22 protein-coding genes and 1 pseudogene are annotated in these 22,644 nt (G+C 65.3%); 17 read left to right on the forward strand and 6 right to left on the reverse strand.

Annotation, left to right across the window (positions count from 1 at the left end; all coding sequences use genetic code 11):
- Positions 1 to 12: 12 nt before the first annotated feature.
- From ACTU6V_RS02560 to ACTU6V_RS02570, 3 genes are read left to right on the forward strand one after another with little or no spacing between them, the layout of a single operon-like run.
- Positions 13 to 1,005 (forward strand): phosphotriesterase family protein, encoded by a 993-nt coding sequence (locus tag ACTU6V_RS02560; protein ID WP_443474839.1) that lies wholly within the window; start codon positions 13 to 15, stop codon positions 1,003 to 1,005.
- Between the two features lie 28 nt (positions 1,006 to 1,033).
- A complete protein-coding gene (locus ACTU6V_RS02565; RefSeq protein WP_443474840.1) occupies positions 1,034 to 2,047 on the forward strand; it encodes a phosphotriesterase family protein in 1,014 nt (337 codons plus the stop codon).
- A gap of 60 nt (positions 2,048 to 2,107) precedes the next feature.
- Positions 2,108 to 3,331 carry an NAD(P)/FAD-dependent oxidoreductase gene (locus ACTU6V_RS02570; RefSeq protein WP_443474841.1) on the forward strand — a complete coding sequence of 408 codons (1,224 nt, stop codon included), beginning with the start codon at positions 2,108 to 2,110 and terminating at the stop codon, positions 3,329 to 3,331.
- Between the two features lie 24 nt (positions 3,332 to 3,355).
- Here ACTU6V_RS02570 and ACTU6V_RS02575 read toward each other — a convergent pair whose 3' ends face one another.
- On the reverse strand, positions 3,356 to 4,534 hold the full coding sequence (locus ACTU6V_RS02575) for a M24 family metallopeptidase (protein WP_443474842.1): 1,179 nt from the start codon (positions 4,532 to 4,534) through the stop codon (positions 3,356 to 3,358).
- Between the two features lie 114 nt (positions 4,535 to 4,648).
- Here ACTU6V_RS02575 and ACTU6V_RS02580 point away from each other — a divergent pair, with 114 nt between their 5' ends.
- Together ACTU6V_RS02580 and ACTU6V_RS02585 are read left to right on the forward strand one after the other, a co-directional pair.
- The gene (locus ACTU6V_RS02580) at positions 4,649 to 5,287 is read left to right on the forward strand and encodes a cysteine hydrolase family protein (RefSeq protein ID WP_443474843.1); all 639 of its coding nucleotides are present in this window, start codon (positions 4,649 to 4,651) and stop codon (positions 5,285 to 5,287) included.
- Entirely contained in the window at positions 5,284 to 6,810 is a 1,527-nt protein-coding gene (locus tag ACTU6V_RS02585; RefSeq protein ID WP_443474844.1) for a GMC family oxidoreductase, read from the forward strand. The genes ACTU6V_RS02580 and ACTU6V_RS02585 overlap by 4 nt, the downstream gene beginning before the upstream one ends.
- A 275-nt stretch (positions 6,811 to 7,085) precedes the next feature.
- Here the strand turns inward: ACTU6V_RS02585 and ACTU6V_RS02590 are convergent, their stop codons facing one another.
- Positions 7,086 to 8,090 carry an extracellular solute-binding protein gene (locus ACTU6V_RS02590; RefSeq protein ID WP_443474845.1) on the reverse strand — a complete coding sequence of 335 codons (1,005 nt, stop codon included), beginning with the start codon at positions 8,088 to 8,090 and terminating at the stop codon, positions 7,086 to 7,088.
- A 144-nt stretch (positions 8,091 to 8,234) separates the two neighbouring features.
- On the opposite strand from ACTU6V_RS02590, the gene ACTU6V_RS02595 reads away from it, so the two are divergent.
- From ACTU6V_RS02595 to ACTU6V_RS02630, 8 genes and pseudogenes are all read left to right on the forward strand, one after another.
- On the forward strand, positions 8,235 to 8,729 hold the full coding sequence (locus ACTU6V_RS02595) for a RidA family protein (RefSeq protein WP_443474846.1): 495 nt from the start codon (positions 8,235 to 8,237) through the stop codon (positions 8,727 to 8,729).
- Positions 8,726 to 10,126 carry an amidohydrolase gene (locus ACTU6V_RS02600; RefSeq protein WP_443474847.1) on the forward strand — a complete coding sequence of 467 codons (1,401 nt, stop codon included), beginning with the start codon at positions 8,726 to 8,728 and terminating at the stop codon, positions 10,124 to 10,126. The genes ACTU6V_RS02595 and ACTU6V_RS02600 overlap by 4 nt, the downstream gene beginning before the upstream one ends.
- 312 nt (positions 10,127 to 10,438) lie before the next feature.
- Positions 10,439 to 11,509: an extracellular solute-binding protein gene (locus ACTU6V_RS02605; protein WP_443474848.1), complete on the forward strand. Its 1,071-nt coding sequence runs from the start codon at positions 10,439 to 10,441 to the stop codon at positions 11,507 to 11,509.
- 63 nt (positions 11,510 to 11,572) lie between these two features.
- Positions 11,573 to 12,445: an ABC transporter permease gene (locus tag ACTU6V_RS02610; RefSeq protein WP_443474849.1), complete on the forward strand. Its 873-nt coding sequence runs from the start codon at positions 11,573 to 11,575 to the stop codon at positions 12,443 to 12,445.
- A 4-nt stretch (positions 12,446 to 12,449) separates the two neighbouring features.
- Positions 12,450 to 13,316, forward strand: a complete 867-nt coding sequence (locus ACTU6V_RS02615; RefSeq protein WP_443474850.1) for an ABC transporter permease — start codon at positions 12,450 to 12,452, stop codon at positions 13,314 to 13,316.
- Positions 13,313 to 13,811 (forward strand): annotated as a pseudogene (locus ACTU6V_RS02620) (ABC transporter ATP-binding protein); the annotation flags it as partial. The gene ACTU6V_RS02615 and the pseudogene ACTU6V_RS02620, both read left to right, overlap by 4 nt.
- Before the next feature lie 269 nt (positions 13,812 to 14,080).
- Positions 14,081 to 14,371, forward strand: coding sequence for a TOBE domain-containing protein (locus tag ACTU6V_RS02625; protein ID WP_443474996.1), 291 nt, complete (start codon positions 14,081 to 14,083; stop codon positions 14,369 to 14,371).
- 26 nt (positions 14,372 to 14,397) lie between these two features.
- Entirely contained in the window at positions 14,398 to 15,036 is a 639-nt protein-coding gene (locus tag ACTU6V_RS02630; protein ID WP_443474851.1) for a cyclase family protein, read from the forward strand.
- Between the two features lie 40 nt (positions 15,037 to 15,076).
- Here ACTU6V_RS02630 and ACTU6V_RS02635 read toward each other — a convergent pair whose 3' ends face one another.
- The 3 genes from ACTU6V_RS02635 to ACTU6V_RS02645 are packed head-to-tail and all read right to left on the reverse strand — an operon-like array spanning position 15,077 to position 17,205.
- Complete coding sequence (locus ACTU6V_RS02635; protein WP_443474852.1) at positions 15,077 to 16,339, reverse strand: MFS transporter; 1,263 nt, start codon at positions 16,337 to 16,339, stop codon at positions 15,077 to 15,079.
- Entirely contained in the window at positions 16,336 to 16,833 is a 498-nt protein-coding gene (locus ACTU6V_RS02640; protein WP_443474853.1) for a RidA family protein, read from the reverse strand. Before ACTU6V_RS02640 ends, ACTU6V_RS02635 begins: the two co-directional genes overlap by 4 nt.
- Before the next feature lie 12 nt (positions 16,834 to 16,845).
- Positions 16,846 to 17,205 (reverse strand): cupin domain-containing protein, encoded by a 360-nt coding sequence (locus ACTU6V_RS02645; protein ID WP_443474854.1) that lies wholly within the window; start codon positions 17,203 to 17,205, stop codon positions 16,846 to 16,848.
- A 47-nt stretch (positions 17,206 to 17,252) separates the two neighbouring features.
- Here ACTU6V_RS02645 and ACTU6V_RS02650 point away from each other — a divergent pair, with 47 nt between their 5' ends.
- The 4 genes from ACTU6V_RS02650 to ACTU6V_RS02665 all read left to right on the forward strand — a co-directional run bounded on the left by ACTU6V_RS02650 (position 17,253) and on the right by ACTU6V_RS02665 (position 21,146).
- A complete protein-coding gene (locus tag ACTU6V_RS02650; protein ID WP_443474855.1) occupies positions 17,253 to 18,275 on the forward strand; it encodes a phosphotriesterase family protein in 1,023 nt (340 codons plus the stop codon).
- Positions 18,272 to 19,099 (forward strand): N-acyl homoserine lactonase family protein, encoded by an 828-nt coding sequence (locus ACTU6V_RS02655; RefSeq protein ID WP_443474856.1) that lies wholly within the window; start codon positions 18,272 to 18,274, stop codon positions 19,097 to 19,099. The genes ACTU6V_RS02650 and ACTU6V_RS02655 overlap by 4 nt, the downstream gene beginning before the upstream one ends.
- A gap of 42 nt (positions 19,100 to 19,141) precedes the next feature.
- The gene (locus ACTU6V_RS02660) at positions 19,142 to 19,939 is read left to right on the forward strand and encodes a sulfite exporter TauE/SafE family protein (protein WP_443474857.1); all 798 of its coding nucleotides are present in this window, start codon (positions 19,142 to 19,144) and stop codon (positions 19,937 to 19,939) included.
- Between the two features lie 118 nt (positions 19,940 to 20,057).
- Positions 20,058 to 21,146, forward strand: a complete 1,089-nt coding sequence (locus ACTU6V_RS02665) for an extracellular solute-binding protein (protein WP_443474858.1) — start codon at positions 20,058 to 20,060, stop codon at positions 21,144 to 21,146.
- 73 nt (positions 21,147 to 21,219) lie between these two features.
- On the opposite strand, the gene ACTU6V_RS02670 is transcribed toward ACTU6V_RS02665, so the two are convergent.
- Entirely contained in the window at positions 21,220 to 22,623 is a 1,404-nt protein-coding gene (locus tag ACTU6V_RS02670; protein WP_443474859.1) for an amidohydrolase, read from the reverse strand.
- Between the last annotated feature and the right edge of the window lie 21 nt (positions 22,624 to 22,644).

Genomic DNA, 22,644 nt, shown 5'->3' on the forward strand with positions numbered 1-22,644 from the left:
ACCGTCGAGAGCGTGACAGGCCCGCTGCGGCCCGAGCAGCTCGGAGTCACCCTTCCCCACGAGCACGTCTACATCAACATGACGCGCACAACGCCGCAGGACGGGTATCTCAACGTCGCCGAGGAGATGGCCGAGGAACTCGCGCTGTTCTCCGATGCCGGCGGCCAGACGCTGATCGACATGACGAACGGCGAGCTGAGCGACTACGCCGCGCCCGTCGGGTGGAGCGACGACCTCCGTGTGATGCAGCAGAACCCCGACACCGGATCCCGTTCGATCGCGAACGTGCTGGCCACGAAGGAGCTGTCCGAGAGCAGCGGCATCCAGGTCGTTCTGGGCACGGGCCACTACTACAACACCTACCTCAACAAGGAGTGGTTCGATCGCAACTCCACGAACAAGATCGCCGATTTCCTGATCGGCGATCTGCTCGACGAAATCCCTGGTACAGGGGTGCGGGCCGGCATCATCGGCGAGATAGCATCCGACCTGTCGCATATCACCGCGGCGGAGGAGCGCTCCTTCCGTGCAGCCGCCCGCGCGAGCCGGGAGACGGGAGCGATGGTATCGACCCACGCCGCGTCGTTCCCGACGGGTCTCGCCCAGCTGGACATCATGGTGGAGGAGGGCGTTGACCCCTCCCGCGTCGTGATCGGACACGCCGACACCGTCAAGAGCGTGGGCTATTCGCTCGAACTGCTTCGCCGCGGCGCCTTCGTCGAGTTCGACTGCTTGATGACCTGCCGCATCGGCGGGAACCTTGTTCTGGGTCAGATCCAGCGTCGGGTGGAGTATCTGCAGACGATGATCGACGCAGGGTACGCCGACCGCATCCTACTCTCGCAGGATGTCTGCCAGCGCTCGCATTTGCGGGCGCTCGGCGGGCCTGGCTACGTCTTTCTCTTCCGTGAGTTCCGGGACCTCGCGATCGAGGCGGGCATCGACCGCGAGGTCCTGGACGGCATCCATCGCGACAACCCGCGCCGCGCGGTCTTCGGCGAGTGACGACAACCGACGAAACGACAGGAGCACGATGCCCATCCACACCGTTCTCGGGCCGATCGAACCCGAGCAGCTTGGCCAGACCTCGATTCACGAACACCTGCTCAGTGATCTGAAGCTGTGGGCCAAGCCTCCGCGCGAAGAGCCCCCAGTGGGGGAGATCGGTCCTGAGACGGCCGGCTATCTCCGCTGGAACGCGCTCTCCATCCCGGACAACCTGGTGCTCGATGACCCCGAGCTCGCCGCGGCGGAATTGGCGCACGTCGCGGACGCGGGCGGGTCTGCTGTCGTCGAGCTCACCCTGGAGGGGATGGGCCGCCGGCTGGAGGAGTTACCTGCGATCTCGCGCGCTTCCGGCGTGCACATCCTCGTCGGCGGTGGGTTCTACGTCGAGGAGACCATGACCGACCACGTGCGGACAGCGGATGTCGATACGCTCGCCGAGCTGCTCATCGCTCAGCTGTGCGACGGCATCGGACCCACGGGCATTCGTCCGGCCATCCTCGGCGAGATCGGCACGAGCTGGCCCATCACCGACGCCGAGTGGCGATCGCTGCGGGCGGCCGCGCGTGCCGGCATCGAGACCGGCGCCGCCGTGTACACGCACCAGTCCTTCCGGGGTCAGGGCGGAGTCTCCGTGCTGGAGGTGCTGCTGGATGAGGGCGTGCCGGTCGACCGCATCGTCATCGGCCACCTCGACGAGCTGTGGGATCCGGGCTACCACCGCGAGATCGCGCAGACCGGTGCGATGCTCGCGTACGACACGTTCGGGACCGACCCCTACTACGGGAGCTGGAAGCAGCGAGGCCCGAGCGACGCTGAGCGGCTCGCGATGGTCGAGTGGCTGCTCTCCGAGGGATTCCTCGACCAGCTCGTCATCGGCGGCGACCTGTGGATGAAGACGCACATGCATCGTAACGGTGGGCACGGCTACGACCACCTGTTCCGCCGCATCGGCCCCGCGATCGCGGAGATCGCGGGCGACCAGGCCGCGGCAGACCGCATCCTGATCGACAACCCCCGGCGGTTGCTCAACCGCCCCTGAACCGACCCGCTGCCGGCGGGGACGTGCGGCCATCCCGTCATCAACGAAATGGAGACACGCATGAAGAAATCCGTGAACGCGATCGTGGTCGGCGCAGGCGTGATGGGCGTGAGCGCCGCGCTACATCTGCTCAGGGCCGGAGCGTCTGTGATACTCCTCGAGCGTGACAGCGTCGCCGACGGGACCTCTGGCGCCGGCGCGGGCTTCGTGGACCCGTGGACGCTGGGCGCCCCGGGAGGTGAGGGCGGCTTCGAAGAAGCGGCGATCGCCGACTACGGCATCGAGTTCTATCGCTCGCTGCACGACCTCGTGCCGGAGTCGCCCTTCCGTCAGCGTGGACTCATCTGGATGGCGGCGACCGAGGCGGACTGGTCGTACGTCGAGCCGCGGCTGACACGCGGACCGGCTGATGCGCGGGGCATCGAGCCGTCCGAGATCGAAGAGGTCACGCGCGGCTTCGTGAAGGCGCGAGGCGTCTTCCGCGGCGTTCTTCGACCCCGCAGCGCACAGATCTCCGCCGAGCGGGCTACTCGCGCCGCCGCCCAGGTCTTCGTGAACGAGGGCGGGGATCTGCGCGAACGCACGCCCGCGCTCGAACTCGTGGTCAAGGGCGGTCGCATCGCCGGGGTGCGGACGAGCGATGAGGTGATCGAGGCCGACGTCGTGGTCGTCGCCGCCGGCGCATGGACCAACCGGCTACTCGAGCCGATTGGCGAGTCGCTACCTATCGCACCGCTTGTCGTGTCGCGCATCGTCACCGAGCCGCTGGGTGTGCCCAGCGACCTGCCGCTTCTCTTCATCCGCGCCCAGGCCACCGGCCTGCCGCGCTCGTACTGGCTCCGCGAGGAGGACGGGCGTCTGATGTTCGGCACCGTCTATCCGACGGCCGCGCGCTACTCCTTTGTGGATCAGCCGATGCCAGACCGTCTCGATCAGGTCGACCTCGACGGCGTACTCGAGGTGCGCCGTGGCGCCGAGGCACTCGCAGAGGCGATTCCTGCTGTCGCGGCGTACCGTAACATGCGACTGAAGCACGGCACGCCGGGGCACACCCCGGATGGCCGCGCCCTCGTCGGTGCTCTCCCGGGCAACGAGAACCTTTACGTGCTCGCGGGATGCAATGAGCAGGGCGTCACGAACGGACCCGGCTTCGGTCGCGTCATCGCTGATCTGGTGATGACCGGTTCGACGGAACTGGCCGACGCATCGGTCTGGAACCCCGCGAGGTTCGGCGACGCGCCGCGTACCGCACGTGACGTGGTGACGGACATGGGGCCGCTCTGACGCCGCGGCGGTCGCGGTGACGGCTCAGCAGTCCACAACCACGAGGCGACGCGGGAGTACGGACAGTGACTGGAGTCCGTCTTGCGTCATCATGACGGTGTCGATCGCGGCCGCCTCGCACGAGGCGGCACGGTCGCTCATGATCGACTCGAAGTTCGACGTGTAGCCGTCGGCGAGCACGATCCGCTCCGGGCCGTCGTTGGCGAGGTAGGTGTGGCCGACCCAGCTGGGTGGGAAGGAGATGCCGATCGCATAGCCGCCCGTCCACCAGATGTTCTCATCCGGGATCAGGGCACGCAGCGCCGCCTCCGCGGCATCCATCGCGGGAGCGGGATCCTCGCCACGGCGCGCGGTGGAACACAGCACGCGCAGGCTCACCGCCGCGGCATCCATCATCGCTTCGGCCGGCGGATTGTCCGTACCCATCGAGAACACGCGGGAGAGATTCACGTGGTAGCGGTCCACGACCGCCGACGCGTCCACCGAGACGATGTCGCCTCTTTCGAGGCGTCTGCCCGACGGGAAGCCGTGCACCTCGCGCCAGGCGGACGGCCCGGATGCGACGAGCGGATGCTGCGCCGGGACTTCGCCGCGCTGTTCTGACATGAGAGTCGTCACCACGGCGGCGACCTCGAGCTCGGTCATCCCCGGTCGAAGTCGGCTGGGGAGTTCCTCGAATGTCGTATCGGCGATCCGGGCGGCGGCCCGCATCCGCTTCTGCTCCTCCGGGGACTTGTAGAGGCGTAGTGTGTCTACGATCCAGTCGCCTGTCGCGACCTGCATGCCGCGGGCGCGCAGCTCCTCACCCATCGCAACGGCGACCGAGGAGACGGGAGTGGGCGATGACCACTCGATCGCGATCCGCGCGCCGGGGCTCCGTCTGGCGAGTTGCTCGGCGACCTCGACCGGTGCCGAGCCGTAGTCGAGGAACTCCGCTTCGTCGTACAGGGCACCGTACGGAAGGAACTCGCGGTGGCGGGTCCAGTCGAAGAAGACACAACGTCCATCGTCCGCCCAGATCGCGACGCCGACGGGAAGTCGGGGGGGATACCAGGACGCGACGTAGTCGGTGAGCCAGAACAGGTTCGCCGGTGACGTGACGATGAGCACATCGATGTCACGCTCGCGGAGAGCCGCCTGCACCCTCCCGCGGCGAGTTCGGTATTCCACAAGGTCGAACGTGAGATCGTCGGGGATGTTCATCCTGCCTCCTTTGAGCAGAAACGGCGTCGAGGGACGCCGCCGCTCTTACATGATGTGTACAATCTCTCCTATATCGGATCCAATTGCAATGCCCAGAACTTCGGAGGAACAGACATGACCCCTATCGCGATCGCTGACGATGCGCACATCGTCGGAAATCCCGTCCTGATCGTCGTGGACATCCAGGGTGGGGCGGCGGAGGCCGACGCCGGTAACGAAGGCATCCCCTCGATGACCGGACGGCAGGAGCGGCGCCCGCGCGTGCGGCGACTCGTTGACCGCTGCCGCGAGGCCGGCATTCCAGTGGTGTGGATCCAGGAAGTGCACAAACCCTCGATGATCGACATCGGCCGCGAACTCGACGGCGCCGAAGGCGCGCACTGCGCCGAGGACGACCCCGAGACAGCCATTGCGGCCTGGCTCGACCCGCAGCCTGAGGAGTTCGTCATCCGCAAGCGCCGGTACTCGGCGTTCTTCGGCACGGAACTCGAGATCGTTCTCAAGGCGTACAAGGCCGACACGGTGCTTCTCATCGGCGGACTGACGGATGTCTGCATCCACTACACCGCCATCGACGCGCATCAGCACGACTACCACGTGCGGGTGCTGACGGACTGCGTGGGCGGATCGACCGAACGGGCACACCAATACTCGCTCGAGGCTGTCGAATACCTGCAGCGTGACGCGCTCATCACCGCCGACGCTGTGCAGGCCTACATCGAGGAGCGCCTCGGCACCGTGGTCCTGGCATGACGACTATGTCGCTGCCGGGTGAGGCGGAGTACATCGTCGTCGGCGGCGGCACGGCGGGCAACGTCGTGGCAGCCCGGCTGGCGGAGGCCGGCCAGGACGTGCTCATCCTGGAGGCGGGCCCCGATTTCGGCGCGGAGGGCGACGCCGCATGGCCGAGCGACATCGTTGACGCGACCAGGCTGGGCACGTCGCACGACTGGGGCTACGACTCCGGCGACGCCTACCCGTGGCGGATTGGGTTCGAGCGGGCCCGTGCGATCGGCGGATCCAGCGACTTCAACGGCTGCACGCAGACGTGGGGTCATCGCCGCGACTATGACGCGTGGGCCGAGGCTGGACTCGACGGCTGGGCGACCGATGACCTCGCCCCGTTGTTCCGCACGGGCATGGAGCGCATGCGGGTGCGTCTGTACACCGCCGCGGAGCTGACTCCCTGGCAGCACGCGTGGTACGACGCTGCCCCGGTCGTCGGGATGCCGCACCTGCGCGACCTCAACGATCTCGACGAGAGCGCCGGCTTCGCTCCGGAAGCAGTCAACATCCAGAACGGCGTCCGGGTGAACACGGCGTTCGCGTACCTCGACCCAGTGCGGCGGCTTCCGAACCTCAGGATTATCGGCGACGCACTCGTCGACCGAGTCGTCGTCGAGAAGGGCGTCGCCACCGGCGTCATCGTGCAGCGCCACGGGGAGCGGGTGTTCGTTCGGGGAGGCGCGATCGTGCTCGCCGGAGGCGCCTACAACTCGCCAACGATCCTGCAGCGGTCCGGCATCGGTGCGTTCGATCAGCTCGCGCCGCTCGGCACCCCGCTGGTGCACCACCTGCCGGGAGTGGGGGAGAACCTGCACGATCAGCCCTTCCTGCTGATGAGCTGGACAGGCAGTGAGGCGATGTCGCACGCGATGGCAGAAGCGCGCGGCGCAGGCTGGGCGCCGGATGAGCAGGCGATGGGCAAGGCCGCCTCGAGCTTCGAGTCGGAGGCCTTCGACCTGCACTTCCTCCCGTACAGCCCCACCCACGCGACCGAGCGCAAGCGGTGGAGCGTGGGGACATCTGCGCTCCTGCCCCGGTCGCGGGGCTTCGTCCGTCTGCGCAGCGCCGACCCGGAGGCCGCGCCGGTCATCGATCATCGGTTCCTCAGTGACCCCGAGGGCATCGATGTGCGGATCCTGGCCGAGGGTGCACAGATCCTCCGCGAGCTGGCCGCCGCACCGGCGCTCGCGGCGCTCGTCGGAGAAGAGATCCACCCCGGCCCCGATACGCTCGAGCCCGCTGCGCTGCGCGCCCACCTCTATGCCCATCCGGACAACTACTGGCACCCCGTAGGCACCTGTCGGATGGGCGTGGACACCGATCCGCTCGCCGTGGTCGACGCTCGTGCGCGCGTGCACGGGATCGAGGGCCTCCGGATCGCGGACTGCTCGATCATGCCGCGGGCTCCGCGCGCGACGACGGCGATGCCCGCCGTGGTCATAGGCGAGAAGGTTTCGCACATGCTCATCGAGGAGTCGAGGAGCCGATGAGCGCACTCACCACTATGTCAGCCGTAGCCCTGGCGGATGCGACTCGCACGCGAAGCGTGTCGGCGGAAGAGGTCGTCGAGGAGCACGTCGCTCGCATCGACGCAATGAATCCGTCGCCAAGCTCGGGGCGCCGGCCGCGTTCTCGGACGAGGGTTTGCCGACCGGCCCGGTTCGTCGGGCCTTGTCGCGGTGACCGTGCGCTGCTCGAGTACGGCCTCGCCTGGGAAGCTGCGGTCGGCGACATGATGCGTCGTCGACCGCAGCTGTGACCCGCGTCATCCCCAGGTCGTGAGCCACTCCATGTAGAGGTCGTTGAGCGATTCGTAGAGATCGGCACGGGCCTCGGCATCCGGCCAGACGACCTTCGTGTTCGCCGGCGAGTTGGGTAGATTGGCCGCCTCCTCGGGGGTGAGCAGGTCGAATGCCGCAGAGCTCCATGGTCCGTAATTGGTGCGACGTGCGAACTCGGCCTGCAGCTTCGGATCAGCCAGCACCTCGGCAAGAGCGAACGTCGCTTCGGGGTTGGACGCCTTGATCGGGACGATGAAGGGGTTCGCCTCCACGAATGCCTGGTTCCACGAAACGACGACGTCGACGCCGCCGTTCGAGAGCGCGGCGAACTGGCCGTTCGGCGCGAAGGCGACTGCCGCGCCGCCTGCGACAAGCAGTGCGGGCACCTGCGGGTACTCGGTGTAGAAGACCATGTCGGGCTTGAGCTCATCGAGCTTCGCGAACGCGCGGTCCACATCGAGCGGATAGAGGTCGTCGACGGGCACTCCGTCGGCCAGCAGCGCGGCCTCGATCATGAAATCGAAGTACTCGCCGGGCACCGCGCGCTTGCCGGGGAACTGCTCGACATCCCAGAAGTCTGCCCATGTCTGCGGGCCGCCGTTCGGGAACGTCTCGGCGAGGTAGCCCTGTGCGTAGCCCACGAACGGGGTCGCGATCGCGTACTTCGCGATGTCGTCGGGGAGCTGATCCGAGCGCGGAAGCGAATCGGGGACCGGGAGGAGGCTGTCGGCGTAGAGGACGACTTCGGCCATACCCGTCATCATCGTGTCGTAGTCGCCCTCCTCGCCGTCGAACATCGAGTACTGCACCGCCGCGGACATGATGGTCGTCGTGACCTCGACGCCGGACTCCTTCGTGAACGGCTCGAAGAAGATCTCGGTGAAGGCTTCGGTCGTCGGCCCGCCGTAGTCGGCCCAGACGATGCTTCCGGACGGGCCGCTGTCGGTGTTCGGTGCCGTGGTGGCGCATCCGACCAGCATCGTGGCCATGGCTACCGCCCCGACTGTGACAGTTCGCTTGTATCGCATACCCTGTGCTCCCATCGTCGTTTGCCCGATCTTGGCATAAGGTATCCATGTTGGCTAGATGCGGATCCAATTGATCTCGCGCACGCAGATGGATGGAGCGAACCTATGACCACTCCCGAACACCGCGCCGCTGAGCTCGGACTCGTCATGCCCGACTACGCGAACCCTCCCTTCGGGCTCCGATATGGGCCGCTCAAGGCGTTCCACCACACCGGGAACACCCTTACGCTGGCGGGCATGACGCCCGAGGATCGTGCAGGCAACAAGCTGCATCCCGGCCGCGTCGGTGCGAACGTCACGCCGGAACAGGGGAGGGCGGCCGCGCGGATGGCGGGATGCAACGTGCTCGGCCTCATCCGCCATGCGGTCGGATCGCTCGATGAGGTCACCTCGTTCGTGCAGACGCTGTGTTACGTTGTCACGACTGAGGAGTTCACCGAGGTGCACGAGGTGAGCAACGGCGCGAACGACCTCTTCCTGGAGGTGTTCGGAGACAGGGTCGGACGGATGACGTCGGCCACCTTCGGGGTTGTGAACCTCTCGGGCGGCAACGTTTTCGAGATCGTCACGACGGTCGAGACTCGCTCGCCTGCGTCATGACTCCCACAGCCACGACAGCTCTGCATGAAGAGGGAATGACGCAGACGTCCTCGACCGTCTTTGTGGCCCCCGTAGTGACGATGGACTCGGAGGCGCCGCGCGCCGAAGCGTTCGCGGTCTCCGGAGGCCGGATTGTCGCTGTGGGCACCGTCGACCACGTGCGCTCGGTCGTGCGTGGTGCCCCCGTCTGCCAGCTGCCCGGGGTCGTGCTCCCTGGTCTCATCGACGCGCACATGCACATGCAGCGCGGCGGCCTTAAGTCGCTCGACCACGTCGAGGATGGCGACGACGTCGAGGTGTACATCCAGCGCATGCGCGACAGCTTCGACGATGATGGCCCCGAGCATCCCCCGTTCGAGGACCGTATCCGCGGGCTCGTGCGTGTCCAGCCGCTGCTTCACTCACTCGGCATCACCGGCATCGTGGATCCCGCGGTGACCACCGCCGAGATGCGAGGGTATCAGGCAGCGCGCCGAAGGGGCCTGCTGACCATGCGCACCGTGGCGATGCCCTACCTCGAGATCGGATCGGCTGCGACCCCCGATGTGGATGCCGTCATCGCACATCTGGACGGCACAGGCGTGTCGACCGGCTTCGGTGACGATACGCTGCGCCTCGGCCCGATCAAGGTCTACTCCGACGGCGAGGCGCTCAAGGGTCAGGCACTTCTCGAGCAGCCGTGGACTGCTGATGGATACACAGGCCTCCAGCGCATCTCCGACGAGGAGTTCACTCGCCTCGTCCGGTGGTGCGGCGAGCACGGCTGGGGCGTCGGCACGCACGCTGTGGGCGGTGGTGCGGTGGCTCTCCTCGCCCGCGCTTACGCGCAGGCAGGCGATGCCGTCAGCCTGCACCGGTTCCAGGCCATTCACGCGTATCTCGAGGCGAGCGACGAGAGCATCCGCGTGCTCGCTGAGTTGGGGACGATAGCGTCCCTGCAGCCATCGATCATCTGGCACAACGGCCGCGGCCTCCGTGCGGCGCTCGGCGAGAGGGCGGAACGCGCGAACCCAGTCCGGACGTGGCTCGATGCCGGCGCGACTGTGGCATTCGGCTCGGACGGCCCCTTCTTCGCATTCGACCCCCGCCATCTCATGTGGCAGGCGATCACGCGTCGCGTCGCGGGGGAGGAAGAGCGGTTGAGTGCCACCGAGGCGATCACGATCCAGGAAGCGCTCGCGGCCTACACGACCGGTGCCGCACGGGCGGCGCTCGCGGAGAACGACAGGGGCATGATCCGCCCTGGGATGTGCGCAGACTGGGCGCTCTGGTCGGCGGACCCCACGGCCGTCGAGGTTGACGAACTTCGGGCCCTCACTGTTCGCCGCACTGACATCGGCGGCGTGACCGTCTACGACAGGACGATCTCGTCAACGCGCCCTCACACAAGGATGTGATCCTGCGCGACTCGAAGTGGCACGCCGAGAACCGGGGCGAATATCTCGACTTCTACACCGAGTGGCTCGCGCAGTGATGTGAGGATTCCGCGGCCGTGACGCTGGGGTTCCCACCATGGCCGGGTCTCAGGGCGTCTCGGCCTCGGTGTTGCTCTCGAAGCCGGCGCCGGCGATCGGTGTCTACACAGGTACCCTCTGGTGTGGCTACTGCTCCCCCCTGATGGCTTGGGGTGAGCAATACAAGAAAAGTCTCGACATCCGAACGGATCCATAACATAATGAATTGGATCCACAATGATGAGGAGAGCCACCATGCACATCACCGCACCTCACCGTCGCCGCGTGCTCGCGGGCATCGCGGCGGCCTCAGCAGTCGCGTTGCTCGCTGGTTGCGCGGGCGGCGGCTCGCCGTCCGAGTCCGGAGGATCGGACCAGATCAGCGGCCAGATCATCTGGGCAGACTACGGTGGCCCGACCAACGAGAGCCGTCAGGTTGCGTATTTCGAAGGCTTCTTTGACGAGACCGATGTCGAGGTTGTCTCGGTCAGCATCGAGGACGCCGTGTACTACGGGATGCTCGAGGGTGAAGACGGTGACTACGACGTCCTCCAGGTCGACATGCGCGATGTCGTCAACTACGCGGACAGTGTGCAGGAGATCCCGAAGGCGGCGCAGGGCGACCTCATCGCCGAGGAATTCCGCCCGTACATTCTGGGTGGGTTCTACGTCGGCCTCGCGCAGGGCTGGCTGACTGAGACCTTCGATGACGGCGGACCGACGAACTGGGCCGACCTCTTCGACACAGAGAAGTACCCCGGCAAGCGCGCCTGGCCGGGCGCCCCTGGTTCGTTCGACGCCTCCTTTGAGATCGCGCTCCTCGCCGATGGCGTTGCGCCTGAAGATTTGTACCCGCTCGATCTGGATCGTGCCACGAAGAAGCTCGACTCGATTCGCGACGATATGGTGTTCTACCAGTCGTACCCCGAGGTGCAGCAGCTCCTCTCGAGCGGAAGCGCCGCGATCGCCGTCAGCGTGACCGGTCAGTTCACCGCCCTGCAGAATGCCGGGCTCGATGTCACTGTGCAGTGGAACGAGGCGTTCGGCACGCTGAACGGGTTCGTGATTCCTGAGAAGGCGGGCAACCCCGATGCTGTCGCCGCTCTTGGAGAATGGTTGAATGTCCCGGAGAACCAGGCCGTCTTCACGGAGCGCACGCTGTACGGTCCGGTTAATCCCGCCGTTTTCGACCTACTGAGCGATGACGTCAAAACGCATGTCGTGAACGCGCCGGAGCACGACAACATGCTCGAGTGGGACGACAACTGGCGCGGCAAGAACTCGCAGCTGCTGATGGACACATATGGCGAATGGCTGGCGGGATGATCAGTGCGACCATAACTGCAATGGCGGCACACTCACGCAGAGTCCACCCGAGAGGATGACGCAATGGCGATGACAGGCCTGATCCATACGCCGGCGGCGCGCATTCGCGTGCGCTCGCTCGGCACGACGCAAGCAGAGCTGGGGTGGCTCCTGTGGCCGCCGCTGATCTTCTTCGTATTCGCGCTCGGTCTCCCGATGATCGCGCTGCTCACGCAGTCGTTCGAGACCGGCGGTGCGGCTTATCCGGGAATGTTCTCGGTGCCAACTTTCGCCGATTCGCTGCTGCGGACAATCATCATGGCTGTGGTAGTGACCATTCTCACCACCATCCTCGGTGGGGCGTACAGCCTGGCGATCGCGGCATCGCCCACGGCCCTGAGGATCGCTCTTCTCGGGGCACTCCTGCTGTCATTGTGGACGTCCGTCATGGTGCGTTCCTTCGGATGGATGCTGCTGGAGCTGCCGAAGGGCGCAATTTACTGGTTCCTGGGCATCTTCGGTCTGGCCGACGAGCCGATCGAGCTCTACCAGACGACGATCGGAATGTACCCGGCGATGGTCGCTATTATGCTTCCGTTCGCGGTGCTGCCCATCATGTCCTCTCTCCAGTCGATCGATAATGAGCAGCTGAACGCGGCGCGCATCTTCGGAGCGGGTCCGATGCTCACCTTCCGGGCCGTGACCTGGCCGCAGATCGTTCCCTCCCTGCTCGCTGGCGGTGTGCTCGTCTTCGTGATGTCGCTCGGCTTCTATGTGACGCCGCTTCTTCTGGGTGGACCGGCCAACATGACGATCTCCGGCGTGATCAATTCGCAGATGAATCAGGCGAACCGTCCGGAACTCGGCGCCGCCATGAGCATCCTGTTGGTCGGCGGGACCATCCTCGTATATCTCGTCGCCGATCGGCTGTTCAAAGTCAGCGAGAAGTGGGGCTGAAGACATGACCACAATCGTCGCTCGTTCTCTCGGCTGGTACCGCCTGCCGATCTTCCTCGTCGCCATCGCGGCGAGCCTCCTGCTCATCGTGCCGTTCCTCATCCTCGTCGCCACGAGCTGGACCAGCGGAAGCTTCATTCTGTTCCCGCCCGACGGGTTCTCGCTGCAGTGGTACGCCGAAGTCCTCACCGATCGCCGGTGGATGGGCTCGTTCACGCTGTCACTGTGGACTGCGGCCATCTCGACGGTGCTCGCGACGCTCCTGGGGGTGCTGGGTGCAGTAGGCATCACGCGCGTGCGCAGTCGAAACGCCCAGCGGTGGATCCGAACGCTCTTCATCGTGCCGATCGCCCTGCCGCCGATCGCATACGCAGTGGGCTTGTACGGGGTCAACATGGACCTCGGCTTCCTCCGCGGCACGCTCGTGACGCTCATCGTCGGCCATGCCCTCATCGCGTTGCCGTATGTCTTCGTCATCGTCTCGGGCGGCCTCACCCGTATCGATCCCGCGCTTCGGCCTGCGGCGAACACCTTGGGCGCCAAATGGCCGCTCGTTCTGTGGAAGATCGAGCTCCCCGCGCTACTGCCGTTTATTCTTTCAGGAATGCTGTTCGCGTTCATCATCGTCTTCGATGAGGTGGTGCTCGCCGTGTTCCTCGTGCCAGCGGGACTGCAGACGCTGCCTCTGCGCATGCTGAACGCGTCACAGGAGGCGTTCTCCCCCGAGCTGACCGCGGCGTCGACGCTCGTCTCACTGCTCGCCATCGTAGTCCTCGCCCTCATCCCCCTCGCCAACATCCTGCGCAGCCGACGCGCTAGTGCCCGTCGCAGGCGCAATGCCCCAATCGCTCTGGAAGGAGTCGTCGAATGACGATCGCGCTGTCCATCAAAGACATCAACGTTAGCCTCGGTCAGAACCACGTACTCAAGGGGGTGAGCCTCGACGTCCAGCCGGGCGAGTTCGTCACGCTGCTTGGAGCGAGCGGCTCGGGCAAGTCGACACTGCTCAACGTGATCGCCGGCCTGCAGGAGCCAGACTCGGGAACCGTGTCGTTCGATGGTGTGGACGTGAGCAACCGCGCGCCGCAGAAGCGGAACGTCGGTGTCGTGTTCCAGTCGTACGCGCTGTTCCCGCACATGACCGTCGGAGAGAACGTAGGCTTTCCGTTGCGTGCGCGCCGTCGACCGCTCACAGAGCGTCACGCCGTCGCAGACGAGATGCTGTCGCTCGTCCAGCTCTCGGATATGGCAGACCGGCTGCCGTCGCAGCTTTCCGGTGGGCAGCGTCAACGCGTCGCGCTTGCGCGGGCTCTCGCATCGAGCCCGGGCATCCTGCTGCTCGACGAGCCCATGGCGGCATTGGACAAGCAACTGCGTGAGCAGATGCAGGTCGAAGTTGCACGCATCCAGCACCAGGTGGGCATCACCACAGTGTCGGTGACGCACGACCAGACGGAGGCACTCACCATGTCGGATCGCGTCGCCATAATGCGCGACGGAGTTCTCGTCCAGGTCTCGTCGCCGGAGGCTCTCTACCGTCACCCGGTCGACGAGTACGTCGCCGGCTTCCTAGGTGAGGCGAATCTCCTGCCGACGCAGGGCGGTCAGATCGTCGACGATCCCACCGGAGCGGGCATGGACGGAACGGCCGTCATTCGCCCCGAGGACCTGGCGATCATCGATCCTGCGGCGCCGACCCCTGCGTGGTGTGTCGAAGGCACCATCCGGTTGCTCAGCTTTCAGGGTTCTCGCTTCCGGCTCGAGGTGCGCTCCGGCGTGGATCGCCGCATCGTGTGCTCGCTGCCGCCCGGTGCTGACGTCTCTGCTCTCACTGTGGGGAGTCGTGTCCGCCTCGGGTGCGTCGATCCGACCCGCGTGCACATCATCCAAAGCAGTCCTCTCACGCGCGTTCCTGTCACGGCGTGAGCACCGAACAACCAGAAGGGTCCACAGTGTCTACACCGATCGATCTAAACATCCCGATTCACCCCGAGATGCTGCATTGGGGGCGTCGTCCCACCTACGACATGGTCGAGGAGATCACCGAGACCAACCCGTCGGAGGTGTCGCGCTGGATCATCGGCGCACATACGGGCACCCACATCGATGCGCCCAGCCACTTCGTCAAGGGGGGAACCTCGGTGGAGAAGATTCCGCAGGACCACACGGTGGGCCCGGTGCGTGTCCTCGATCTGCGGGGCATCGAGAAGGAGATCACCGCGGAGGATCTGGTCGCGGCCGGCGCAGAAGGCGCGAAGCGCGTCCTGTTCAAGACACGCAACTCCACCGACGCGCTCACGCGCAACGAGCGCAGCGAGACGTGGGTGGGTCTCGGCCCGACCGGTGCGCATTGGCTCGTCGACCGCGGTGTGGTGTTCGCAGGCATTGACTACATGACGATGGAGGCGCCCGACCACACGGTCGAATGGCCGAGCCACGTCATTCTCTGCAACGCGGGAACTGTCATTCTGGAGAACGCCAACCTTGCTGACGTCGAAGCGGGCGATTACTATCTCGTGTGCCAGCCGCTGCCGTTCGCAGGGCGTGAGGCGGCACCAGCGCCGACGATGCTCTTGGCGCTGCCGGCCTGATCTCTCGGCCCAGGCACGGAAGAGCCCCGTCAGCCCGCCCTCAGAGCACGGGTTGACGAGGCTCTTCCGGATTGAGATGCGGTCGTGCGGACTCGTCAGGCGTGAAGATCGTAATGACTGCAAGTGCCACCAGTTGAAGCCCTGCCACTATAAGGAACGCCCACATCGATGAAGCGATGGAGAGCACCAGGCCGCCCAGGAGAGCCCCACCCGCGAAGCCAACGCTCGTGAAGCTGCCGAACATGCCCAGTCCCAGCGCACGATTGTTCGTGCGCAGTCCGCGGGCGGCCAGCATCGTGAGGGAGGGGTAGAGCGGCGAGAAGCCGACGCCCATGAGCCCGGCTCCCAGGGCTGCGACGACGAAGTCGCCCGAGAACGCGAGGACGGTGAGCCCTGCGCACAGCAGCACGAGTGAGATCGCCGCCGATCGCAGCGGGCCGAGTCGGTCGGGCATTCGCGCGAGCACGATGCGCGCGATGACGACGCTGAACGCGAAGACGGCGAAGACCGAGGCGGCACCGAAGATCCCCGTGGCAGGGATGCCGGCGCCACCGAGGTGGATGATGAGGAACCCGAGAATCAGGCCTTCTCCGCACCATGCCGCGGCCGCGGCCGAGCCGGGTACCCAGACGGCGCGGAACACCTCCCAGAGTGCGCGCATCCCTCGTCCTGCGGGGGAACCGGTCGGCGACGCCGCGTCGAATGAAGCTGCACTCGATGTCAGGGCTTTGGCCAGCGAGGGAAGCGGAACAAACAGGAGACACACGACGAGCTCGAGTGCGACACAGGTGAGGAAGACGGCCTGCGGGCCGGCGAGATCGTTGACCCCTGCCGCCACCTGTGGGCCGAGCGCGAGGCCGAGCCACACGCTCAGCCCGAAGATGCTGAGCCCCTTGCCGCGCTGTGCAGACGTGGTGAGCCCGACGAGCCACGTGAGTGTGAGGCTCATCGCGGCGGCGTTGCCCAGCCCGAACAGGAGACGACTGATGATCGCACCCGAGAGCGTCGGGATGGTCGCGAGCAGCGCGAGGCCCGCCGCCGAGAGCAGGATGGAGGTGATTGCGACAGCACGATAGCCGTAGCGATCCGCCAGGAACCCGCCTAGCGGCATCGCGACGATCGCGGTGATCGATGCGATCGAAATCAGCATCCCGGAGATATCGGAGCCCCCGCCGAGCACCTCAGCGACGTACAGCGGGATTGTCGGCGTGGTGGCCGAGTTCGAGACTCCGCCGAGCATCGAGATCATGAACATCAACCAGAACGGGAGGGTTCTGGTGATGTCGCGTCCCGACCTGATCACGCGGTCTGCTCAGGCACACACTCCAGGCTGAGCCACAGTTCGAAGCAGTGGTCGTTCGACAGTGTTGTCGCACCGATCGACGCGCGGCCCATGCTGCCGACGTCTTCGCCGAAGACGTCGAGGAAGAGCTCGTTGACGCCGTTGGACACCTCGTGCAGTTGGGTAAACCCCGGCTCGCACACGACGAAGCACAGGGCGCGTGACATACTCGCGACTCTGTCCAGCGAGCCCAGAGCGTATCGGATCATGCCCAGCATGTTGATCGCAGTGTAGCGAGCCGCATACTTCGCCTCTTCGACCGTCACATCCTTGCCCACGATGCCGGGGTGAACGCGATCACCGGAACGGCTCTCGGGGCACATCCCACTCATTTCGAGCAGGTTCCCGATGCGATGGAAGGGTTTCATTCGGCCGAACCGGCGACCGTACGGGGGGTTGGCGTAGTCCGGGATGTCCAGATCCAACTCACGCACTCGCTGCTCTGCGCTCGACATATCAGCGCCCGATCACTTGTAGACGACGTAGAACTTGCGGAGCGGCTCGGTCACTGTCCACACGCCTGTCCACCCGAGGGGGAAGTAGGCGACGCTGCCAGCGGTGAGATCGACCGGCTCCTCGTCGTCGCGCTGCACCGTCATCGCGCCGGAGAGGATGTGAACGATCTCGGCGCGCGTGAGGAACTCCCAGCGCGAGGTGCCGGGGTCACTCTCCCACGTGCCGGAGATGATCGTGCGCTCGTCATTGACGAACTCAACCCTCGCACGCGTCATAATGTCGCCCGAGAGCGGTTCGGCATTGGGCTGTGCGAGGAGCTTGGACTCGAGCTCGGTGGCGGGGACGTCGATGGGACGATAGGTTTTAGTCATGATTGGATCCTAATCGGTAAAGAATGGATCCTCAATGGAGGTTTGCTGTGATTCAGACTGTGCGTGGTCCGATCGCCGCCGACGAACTCGGCACCACATCCATGCACGACCACGTGCTGAGTGACTCTTCGCGATTGCGGCGCGCGGGATCAGAGCCCGCCCCGGACGACGCGGGAGTCCGGATGGAGACCCTCGGTTACCTGCGCTGGAACGCGCTCGCATCGGCAGACAACCTGCGATTGGACGATCCCCGGCTGGCGGCCGAGGAGCTAGCGGCCGCAAGCGTTCTCGGCTTGTCCACCGTCGTCGAATGCACATCATGGGGGCTCGGTCCCGATCACGCGGGCCTCCCGGAGGTGTCGCGGGTTGCAGGTGTCCAGGTCGTGAGCGCCTACGGTGCCTACGTGCACTACTCCCTGCCGGACTGGGTCGCGGCGCTGTCGGCGGTCGCGTTCGAGGACCATCTCGTGGAGGCGCTGCAGGTCGCCGTGCCCGGCACGGAATTTCGCGCAGGGCTCGTCGGGATCATGGGTACGACCGCCGAATTCGGACCGTGGGAACGCGACATGCTGCGTGCGGCTGCGCGCGCAGGTGCGCGCACGGATGCTGCCGTGTCCGTGCGGCTCGACCCGGATGCGCGGAATGGACTCGAGATCATCGAGGCCATGACCGCGGAGGGATTGCCGTCGGAGCGCATCCTTCTCACGAACGCCGACGAATACATGGATGCGCCGTATTGGGATGAGTTGGCGGACGCGGGCGCCGTGCTCGAGATGTGCTTCGGCACCGAGGCTGTACACGTCGGTCGAGTCGACAACCCGTCCGATCGCGAGCGGCTCGCGTTCTTCACCGGTTTCACAGCGACGCACCCGCACGCACGTCATGTGCTCGGTCAGTCGACCTGGACCAAGGCGCAACTGCGCGCCTATGGGGGCTATGGGTACGGCTACCTCCTCGCACGCATCGTTCCGGAGCTGCGCGCGCGGGGTCTGTCAGGCGAAAGGCTGGATGCCATGCTCGCTGGCGAACCCCGGCGCCTTCTGGATCGCCCCGAGAGGTCGCGTCGATGACTCGCGTGGCAGATTGGACCGACGCCAGTCGCCTCGCGGTGGCGGGTCATCCACGGCGGCTGGTCCCCTTCGTCGTTGGGTATGAACCAATCAGCGAAGCCATCTCGATTCGCGGCGGCAGTAGCTTCCGCTACCTGATGGAGCCGGTCACTGCTGTGGCCGTCGTCTACGACGAGGGCTGGATCCTGATCGACGGCGGATTCGATCCCGCGCGAGTGCGTGACCCGGCGCGACGCACAGCGGTATTCGATTACGAGGGCTATACGCCCGTCATCCCCCCGGGCGATCCGCTCATCGATCAGGTTGCGGAGGCTGGGCTGGACTGGTCGCAGCTGGCCGCGGCGACCATCTCGCATGCGCACTTCGACCACACCGGGGCCGCGCGCCTCCTCACCGCGACACAGCCCCTCGTGATGCAGCGTCGTGAGTGGAAGCACGTGTGCGAGGTCCGTTCCGAACGGGATGCCTTCCTGTTCCAAGCCGACTTCGAGCATCCGGATCTTCGCATCCTGCTGCTGGACGGCGACACTAGCCTCGCGCCGGGACTCGACGCCATCGACACGGCGGGTCATACCCCTGGCCACCAGTCCTTCGTCGTCACGCTCGGAGACAGGACGGTCGTCCTCGCGGGAGATGCCGCTGACCTGCGTGCCAACATCGAACAGCGCCTTCCCACAGGCTCAACTGCCGACCCCCGCGCCGGTGACGATGCGGTCCGGGCGATCGAGCGTCTGGCCGATCTTGACGCGGGGCTCGGCACCGTGGTCTGGCCCTCGCATGACCCCGAGTGGGAGCCCTGGCGACACGTCATTAGCGGCCGATAGACCGGCTGCAGAGAACTCGAACCCGAACCCAACCGGAGAGAAATGCCATCCACCTTTGTCGTTGTGCAGCGTAACCGCCGCTTCTATCTCATCTGCGTGGGCATCGGCCTGCTCGCAGGCCTGCTCTCCGGCTTGTTCGGCGTGGGCGGTGGCACCGTCATCGTGCCCCTTCTGGTACTGCTGCTCGTATTCGATCAGCGTCTCGCCGCCGGGACGTCGCTCGCGGCGATCGTCCCCGTGGCCTCGGTCGGGGTCATCTCGTACGCGCTGAACAACGCGGTTGCCTGGCTCCCTGCGCTCCTTCTTGCTGCTGGGGCGGTCGTGGGGGCACAGATCGGCACGTGGTTGCTGCCCCGTGTCTCTCAGCGCGCGCTGCGATGGGGCTTCGTCGGCTTTCTGGTCGCGGTTATCGTCATGCTCTTCATCGTCATCCCGTCACGCGAGGCGGTGCTGGAGCTGACCTGGCTGAGTGGCGTGCTTCTCGTGCTCGTGGGGCTGGCGACCGGCGTCGTCTCTGGTCTCGTCGGCGTGGGCGGGGGAATCATCGTCGTGCCGGTGCTGATGTTAGCCTTCGGCACGAGCGACCTCGTCGCGAAGGGCACGTCACTGCTCATGATGATCCCGGCGGCCATCTCCGGCACGGTCGGCAACTTCCGCCGGGGCAACGTCGACTTCGTTGCCGCAGGGATTATTGGGGTCTCGGCATGTGCCACGACGGCACTGGGCGCGTGGCTCGCAACGATCGTAGATCCGTTCCTCGGGAACATCCTGTTCGCCGTCTTCCTCGTATTTATCGCCGTGCAGATGGCGATCAAGGCGATCCGCGGACGGAGCCGCTGACGCGACGCAGGGTTCGTTACTCGATCGAGACCTTCGATCCCTTCGTATTGGATCCAATCATGCATAAAGTGGATCCTCGCAACGCAATCTGCCTACATTAGTGAGAAAGGTGCGACCCATGAACAGAAACATGCCCACGCCCCATCGAAGCCGAGTGCTGTCGGTCGCCGTCCTCGCGATCATCGCAATGACGGCCGTTTCCTGTAGTTCCCCGACCCCGAACGCATCGCCCTCGGATGCGGGCGGTTCGTCTCCCATCTCCGGCGAGATCGTCTGGGCGGACTTTGGAGGGCCGACCAACGAAGCGCGCCAGGAGGCCTACTTCGACGGATTTGAAGCTGAGACCGGCGTCCGTGTGATCTCGGCTACGCTTCAGGACGCAGTACTCCTGTCGATGCTCGACGGTGAGGATGGGGAGTACGACTCCATGCAGGGGGATGCTGCGCTCTACTCGACCCAAGCGGAGAACCTGATCGAGATTCCCGAATCCGCGCAGGGCGACCTGCTGCCAGCGGCGATGCGGCCGCACGTGCTCGGCGGATTCGTGTTCGGCATCGCGCAAGCATGGCTCTCCGAGACCTATGCGGATGGCGGTCCGCAGGATTGGGCGGACTTCTTCGACGTGAAGAAGTTCCCGGGAAAGCGCGCCTGGCCGGGAGCAGCTGGAAGCTTCGACGCGTCCTATGAGATCGCGCTGATCGCCGACGGCGTTTCCATCGAAGAGTTGTATCCTCTGGACGTCGAACGAGCCCAGGCGAAGCTCGACACCATCCGTGAGGACCTTGTGTTCTACACGGCCTACCCCGAAGTTCAGCAGCTTCTGGTCAGTGGCAGTGTCGCCATCGCCGTGACCGTGAACGGCCAGTTCACCGCGTTGATGAACCAGGGTGTGGATGTGACGGTTCAGTGGAACCAGGCTTTCGTGGTTCCCACGGGATTCGGTATCCCGATCAAGGCTTCGAATCCGGCGGCGACCGCCGCGCTTGCGGAATGGATGAACGACCCCGAGCGTCAGGCCGCGTTCACCGAAGCGACCAACTACGGTCCGTCGAACTCTGCTGTCTTCGACTATCTGTCCGATGAGGTCGCGAATAATCTGGTCAACGCGCCTCAGCACGCCGACATCGTGTTGGAGTGGGACAACGAGTGGCGTGGAGAGAACTACGAGATGTTGCTCAACTCCTATACTGAGTGGCTCGCTGGGTAGAAGCAGCCGACTGCGATGGCAGCGGGATAGGGCTCAGAGCCCTATCCCGCCGCCATCCCTTCTCAGTGTGAGGTCAGCGGTCATCCTTCAACGCGAACACTGTCTCACCGCCGATCACAGTTCGTGTCACCCGGCAGCCGAGGAGCTCCGAATCGGAGATGCTGGTGGGGTCCGCAGAAAGCTCAACCCAATCGGCGAGCTTTCCTGCTTGCAGGGATCCGCGCGAATCCTCGACGCCGGCCAAGTAAGCCGCATCGATCGTCAGCGAACGCAATGCCTCCTGCGGGTCCAGCCGCTGAGATTCCCCCAGTGGCCGTTCCAGAGATCGTGCTGCCCTGGTGCGGGCGAACCACATGAGGCGCAGCGGTTCGAAGGGGAAATATGGGCCGTCGGATCCCACGACGACTCGGACGCCGGCATCGAGCCATCGGCGCAGCGGGTTGGCCGTCGCTCCAGACTCCGGGAGCATCTGTTCCAGCCACGCGCCATTCGCCCACTGGATCGCGGGCTGTGAGGAGACGAGAACGCCGAGCTGTCGCGCACGACGCATTGTTGCGTCATCTGGCTCCAAGTAGGCATGGATGATTCTGAAACGCCGCTCTCGGAGCTCGGGCAATCGAGTCGCGACCTCTTCGAACGCTTCCAACGCCAACCGCATTGCTCTCCCGCCGATGGCATGTACGGCGAGCGACCAGTCATTCACGACGCAGAACTCCGCGATCCGAATGAGATCGGCTATCTCTATCGCCTGCACTCCGCGGTCTCCGGTTTCGGGCCAGTCCTGCTCACGCAGAGCCTGCTGCCGGCGTCCTTCTCCGTCAACGTAGATCTTGAACGCGCCGATCCTGAGGAAATCGTCACCGAACCCCGTCGACACGCCCAGCCCCGCCAGCCCGTGAAGCACTTCATCAACTGTCACGCCATGATCCCGCAGCTCTTCGACGTAAGCCATGGCGGTCACACGCATCGTCAGCTCGCCGTTGCGTCTAGCCCGCTGGTATTCACGCATAGTTTCCGGTGTCGACCATGGATCGGTTACTCCGGTGATACCCACTGCGTGAAGGAGCGGCTGTACCCGGCGAAGTCCTTCGGCGCGGACGGCGCGGGGAGCGATTCCTCCGGCCCAATCCGGATCCCCAGAGGTCGCTTCCATGACCCGCAGATACTCGTCGAGGCGGGGTTGAGCGTCAGGGAATCTGTCCATCAATTTGATACCCGCGCGCTGCATGTAGAAGTGCGAATCGATGAACCCTGGCGCCACGCAGCCTGTTACTTTTCGTGTCCTGACATGCTCGGGGCAGGCAGCGCGTACGTCTTCCAAACTCCCCACCGCTCGCAGGTGTCCAGCGTGATCCACCGCCATCGCCTCGGCCCGGGGACTGTTCGAATCCATCGTGACGATGTCTCCGATGATCAGCTGCCACTCAGATGGCCTGTTCTCTCTTATTGGATCCATATGGTGTATCTTAGGATCCATTACCTCGTTGTGCTACCGAGA

Origin of the sequence: Microbacterium zouquanmingi (assembly GCF_052266675.1) — a bacterium.
Lineage (GTDB): Bacteria > Actinomycetota > Actinomycetes > Actinomycetales > Microbacteriaceae > Microbacterium.

What these genes read in the sequence shown, in the direction of transcription:
- ACTU6V_RS02565 (WP_443474840.1), top strand. Translation starts at nt 1,034, where the DNA reads ATGCCCATCCACACCGTTCTCGGGCCGATCGAACCCGAGCAGCTTGGC.
- ACTU6V_RS02570 (WP_443474841.1), top strand. Translation starts at nt 2,108, where the DNA reads ATGAAGAAATCCGTGAACGCGATCGTGGTCGGCGCAGGCGTGATGGGC.
- ACTU6V_RS02575 (WP_443474842.1), bottom strand. Translation starts at nt 4,534, where the DNA reads ATGAACATCCCCGACGATCTCACGTTCGACCTTGTGGAATACCGAACT.
- ACTU6V_RS02580 (WP_443474843.1), top strand. Translation starts at nt 4,649, where the DNA reads ATGACCCCTATCGCGATCGCTGACGATGCGCACATCGTCGGAAATCCC.
- ACTU6V_RS02585 (WP_443474844.1), top strand. Translation starts at nt 5,284, where the DNA reads ATGACGACTATGTCGCTGCCGGGTGAGGCGGAGTACATCGTCGTCGGC.
- ACTU6V_RS02590 (WP_443474845.1), bottom strand. Translation starts at nt 8,090, where the DNA reads ATGGCCACGATGCTGGTCGGATGCGCCACCACGGCACCGAACACCGAC.
- ACTU6V_RS02595 (WP_443474846.1), top strand. Translation starts at nt 8,235, where the DNA reads ATGACCACTCCCGAACACCGCGCCGCTGAGCTCGGACTCGTCATGCCC.
- ACTU6V_RS02600 (WP_443474847.1), top strand. Translation starts at nt 8,726, where the DNA reads ATGACTCCCACAGCCACGACAGCTCTGCATGAAGAGGGAATGACGCAG.
- ACTU6V_RS02605 (WP_443474848.1), top strand. Translation starts at nt 10,439, where the DNA reads ATGCACATCACCGCACCTCACCGTCGCCGCGTGCTCGCGGGCATCGCG.
- ACTU6V_RS02610 (WP_443474849.1), top strand. Translation starts at nt 11,573, where the DNA reads ATGGCGATGACAGGCCTGATCCATACGCCGGCGGCGCGCATTCGCGTG.
- ACTU6V_RS02615 (WP_443474850.1), top strand. Translation starts at nt 12,450, where the DNA reads ATGACCACAATCGTCGCTCGTTCTCTCGGCTGGTACCGCCTGCCGATC.
- ACTU6V_RS02625 (WP_443474996.1), top strand. Translation starts at nt 14,081, where the DNA reads ATGGACGGAACGGCCGTCATTCGCCCCGAGGACCTGGCGATCATCGAT.
- ACTU6V_RS02640 (WP_443474853.1), bottom strand. Translation starts at nt 16,833, where the DNA reads ATGTCGAGCGCAGAGCAGCGAGTGCGTGAGTTGGATCTGGACATCCCG.
- ACTU6V_RS02645 (WP_443474854.1), bottom strand. Translation starts at nt 17,205, where the DNA reads ATGACTAAAACCTATCGTCCCATCGACGTCCCCGCCACCGAGCTCGAG.
- ACTU6V_RS02655 (WP_443474856.1), top strand. Translation starts at nt 18,272, where the DNA reads ATGACTCGCGTGGCAGATTGGACCGACGCCAGTCGCCTCGCGGTGGCG.
- ACTU6V_RS02660 (WP_443474857.1), top strand. Translation starts at nt 19,142, where the DNA reads ATGCCATCCACCTTTGTCGTTGTGCAGCGTAACCGCCGCTTCTATCTC.
- ACTU6V_RS02665 (WP_443474858.1), top strand. Translation starts at nt 20,058, where the DNA reads ATGAACAGAAACATGCCCACGCCCCATCGAAGCCGAGTGCTGTCGGTC.
- ACTU6V_RS02670 (WP_443474859.1), bottom strand. Translation starts at nt 22,623, where the DNA reads ATGGATCCTAAGATACACCATATGGATCCAATAAGAGAGAACAGGCCA.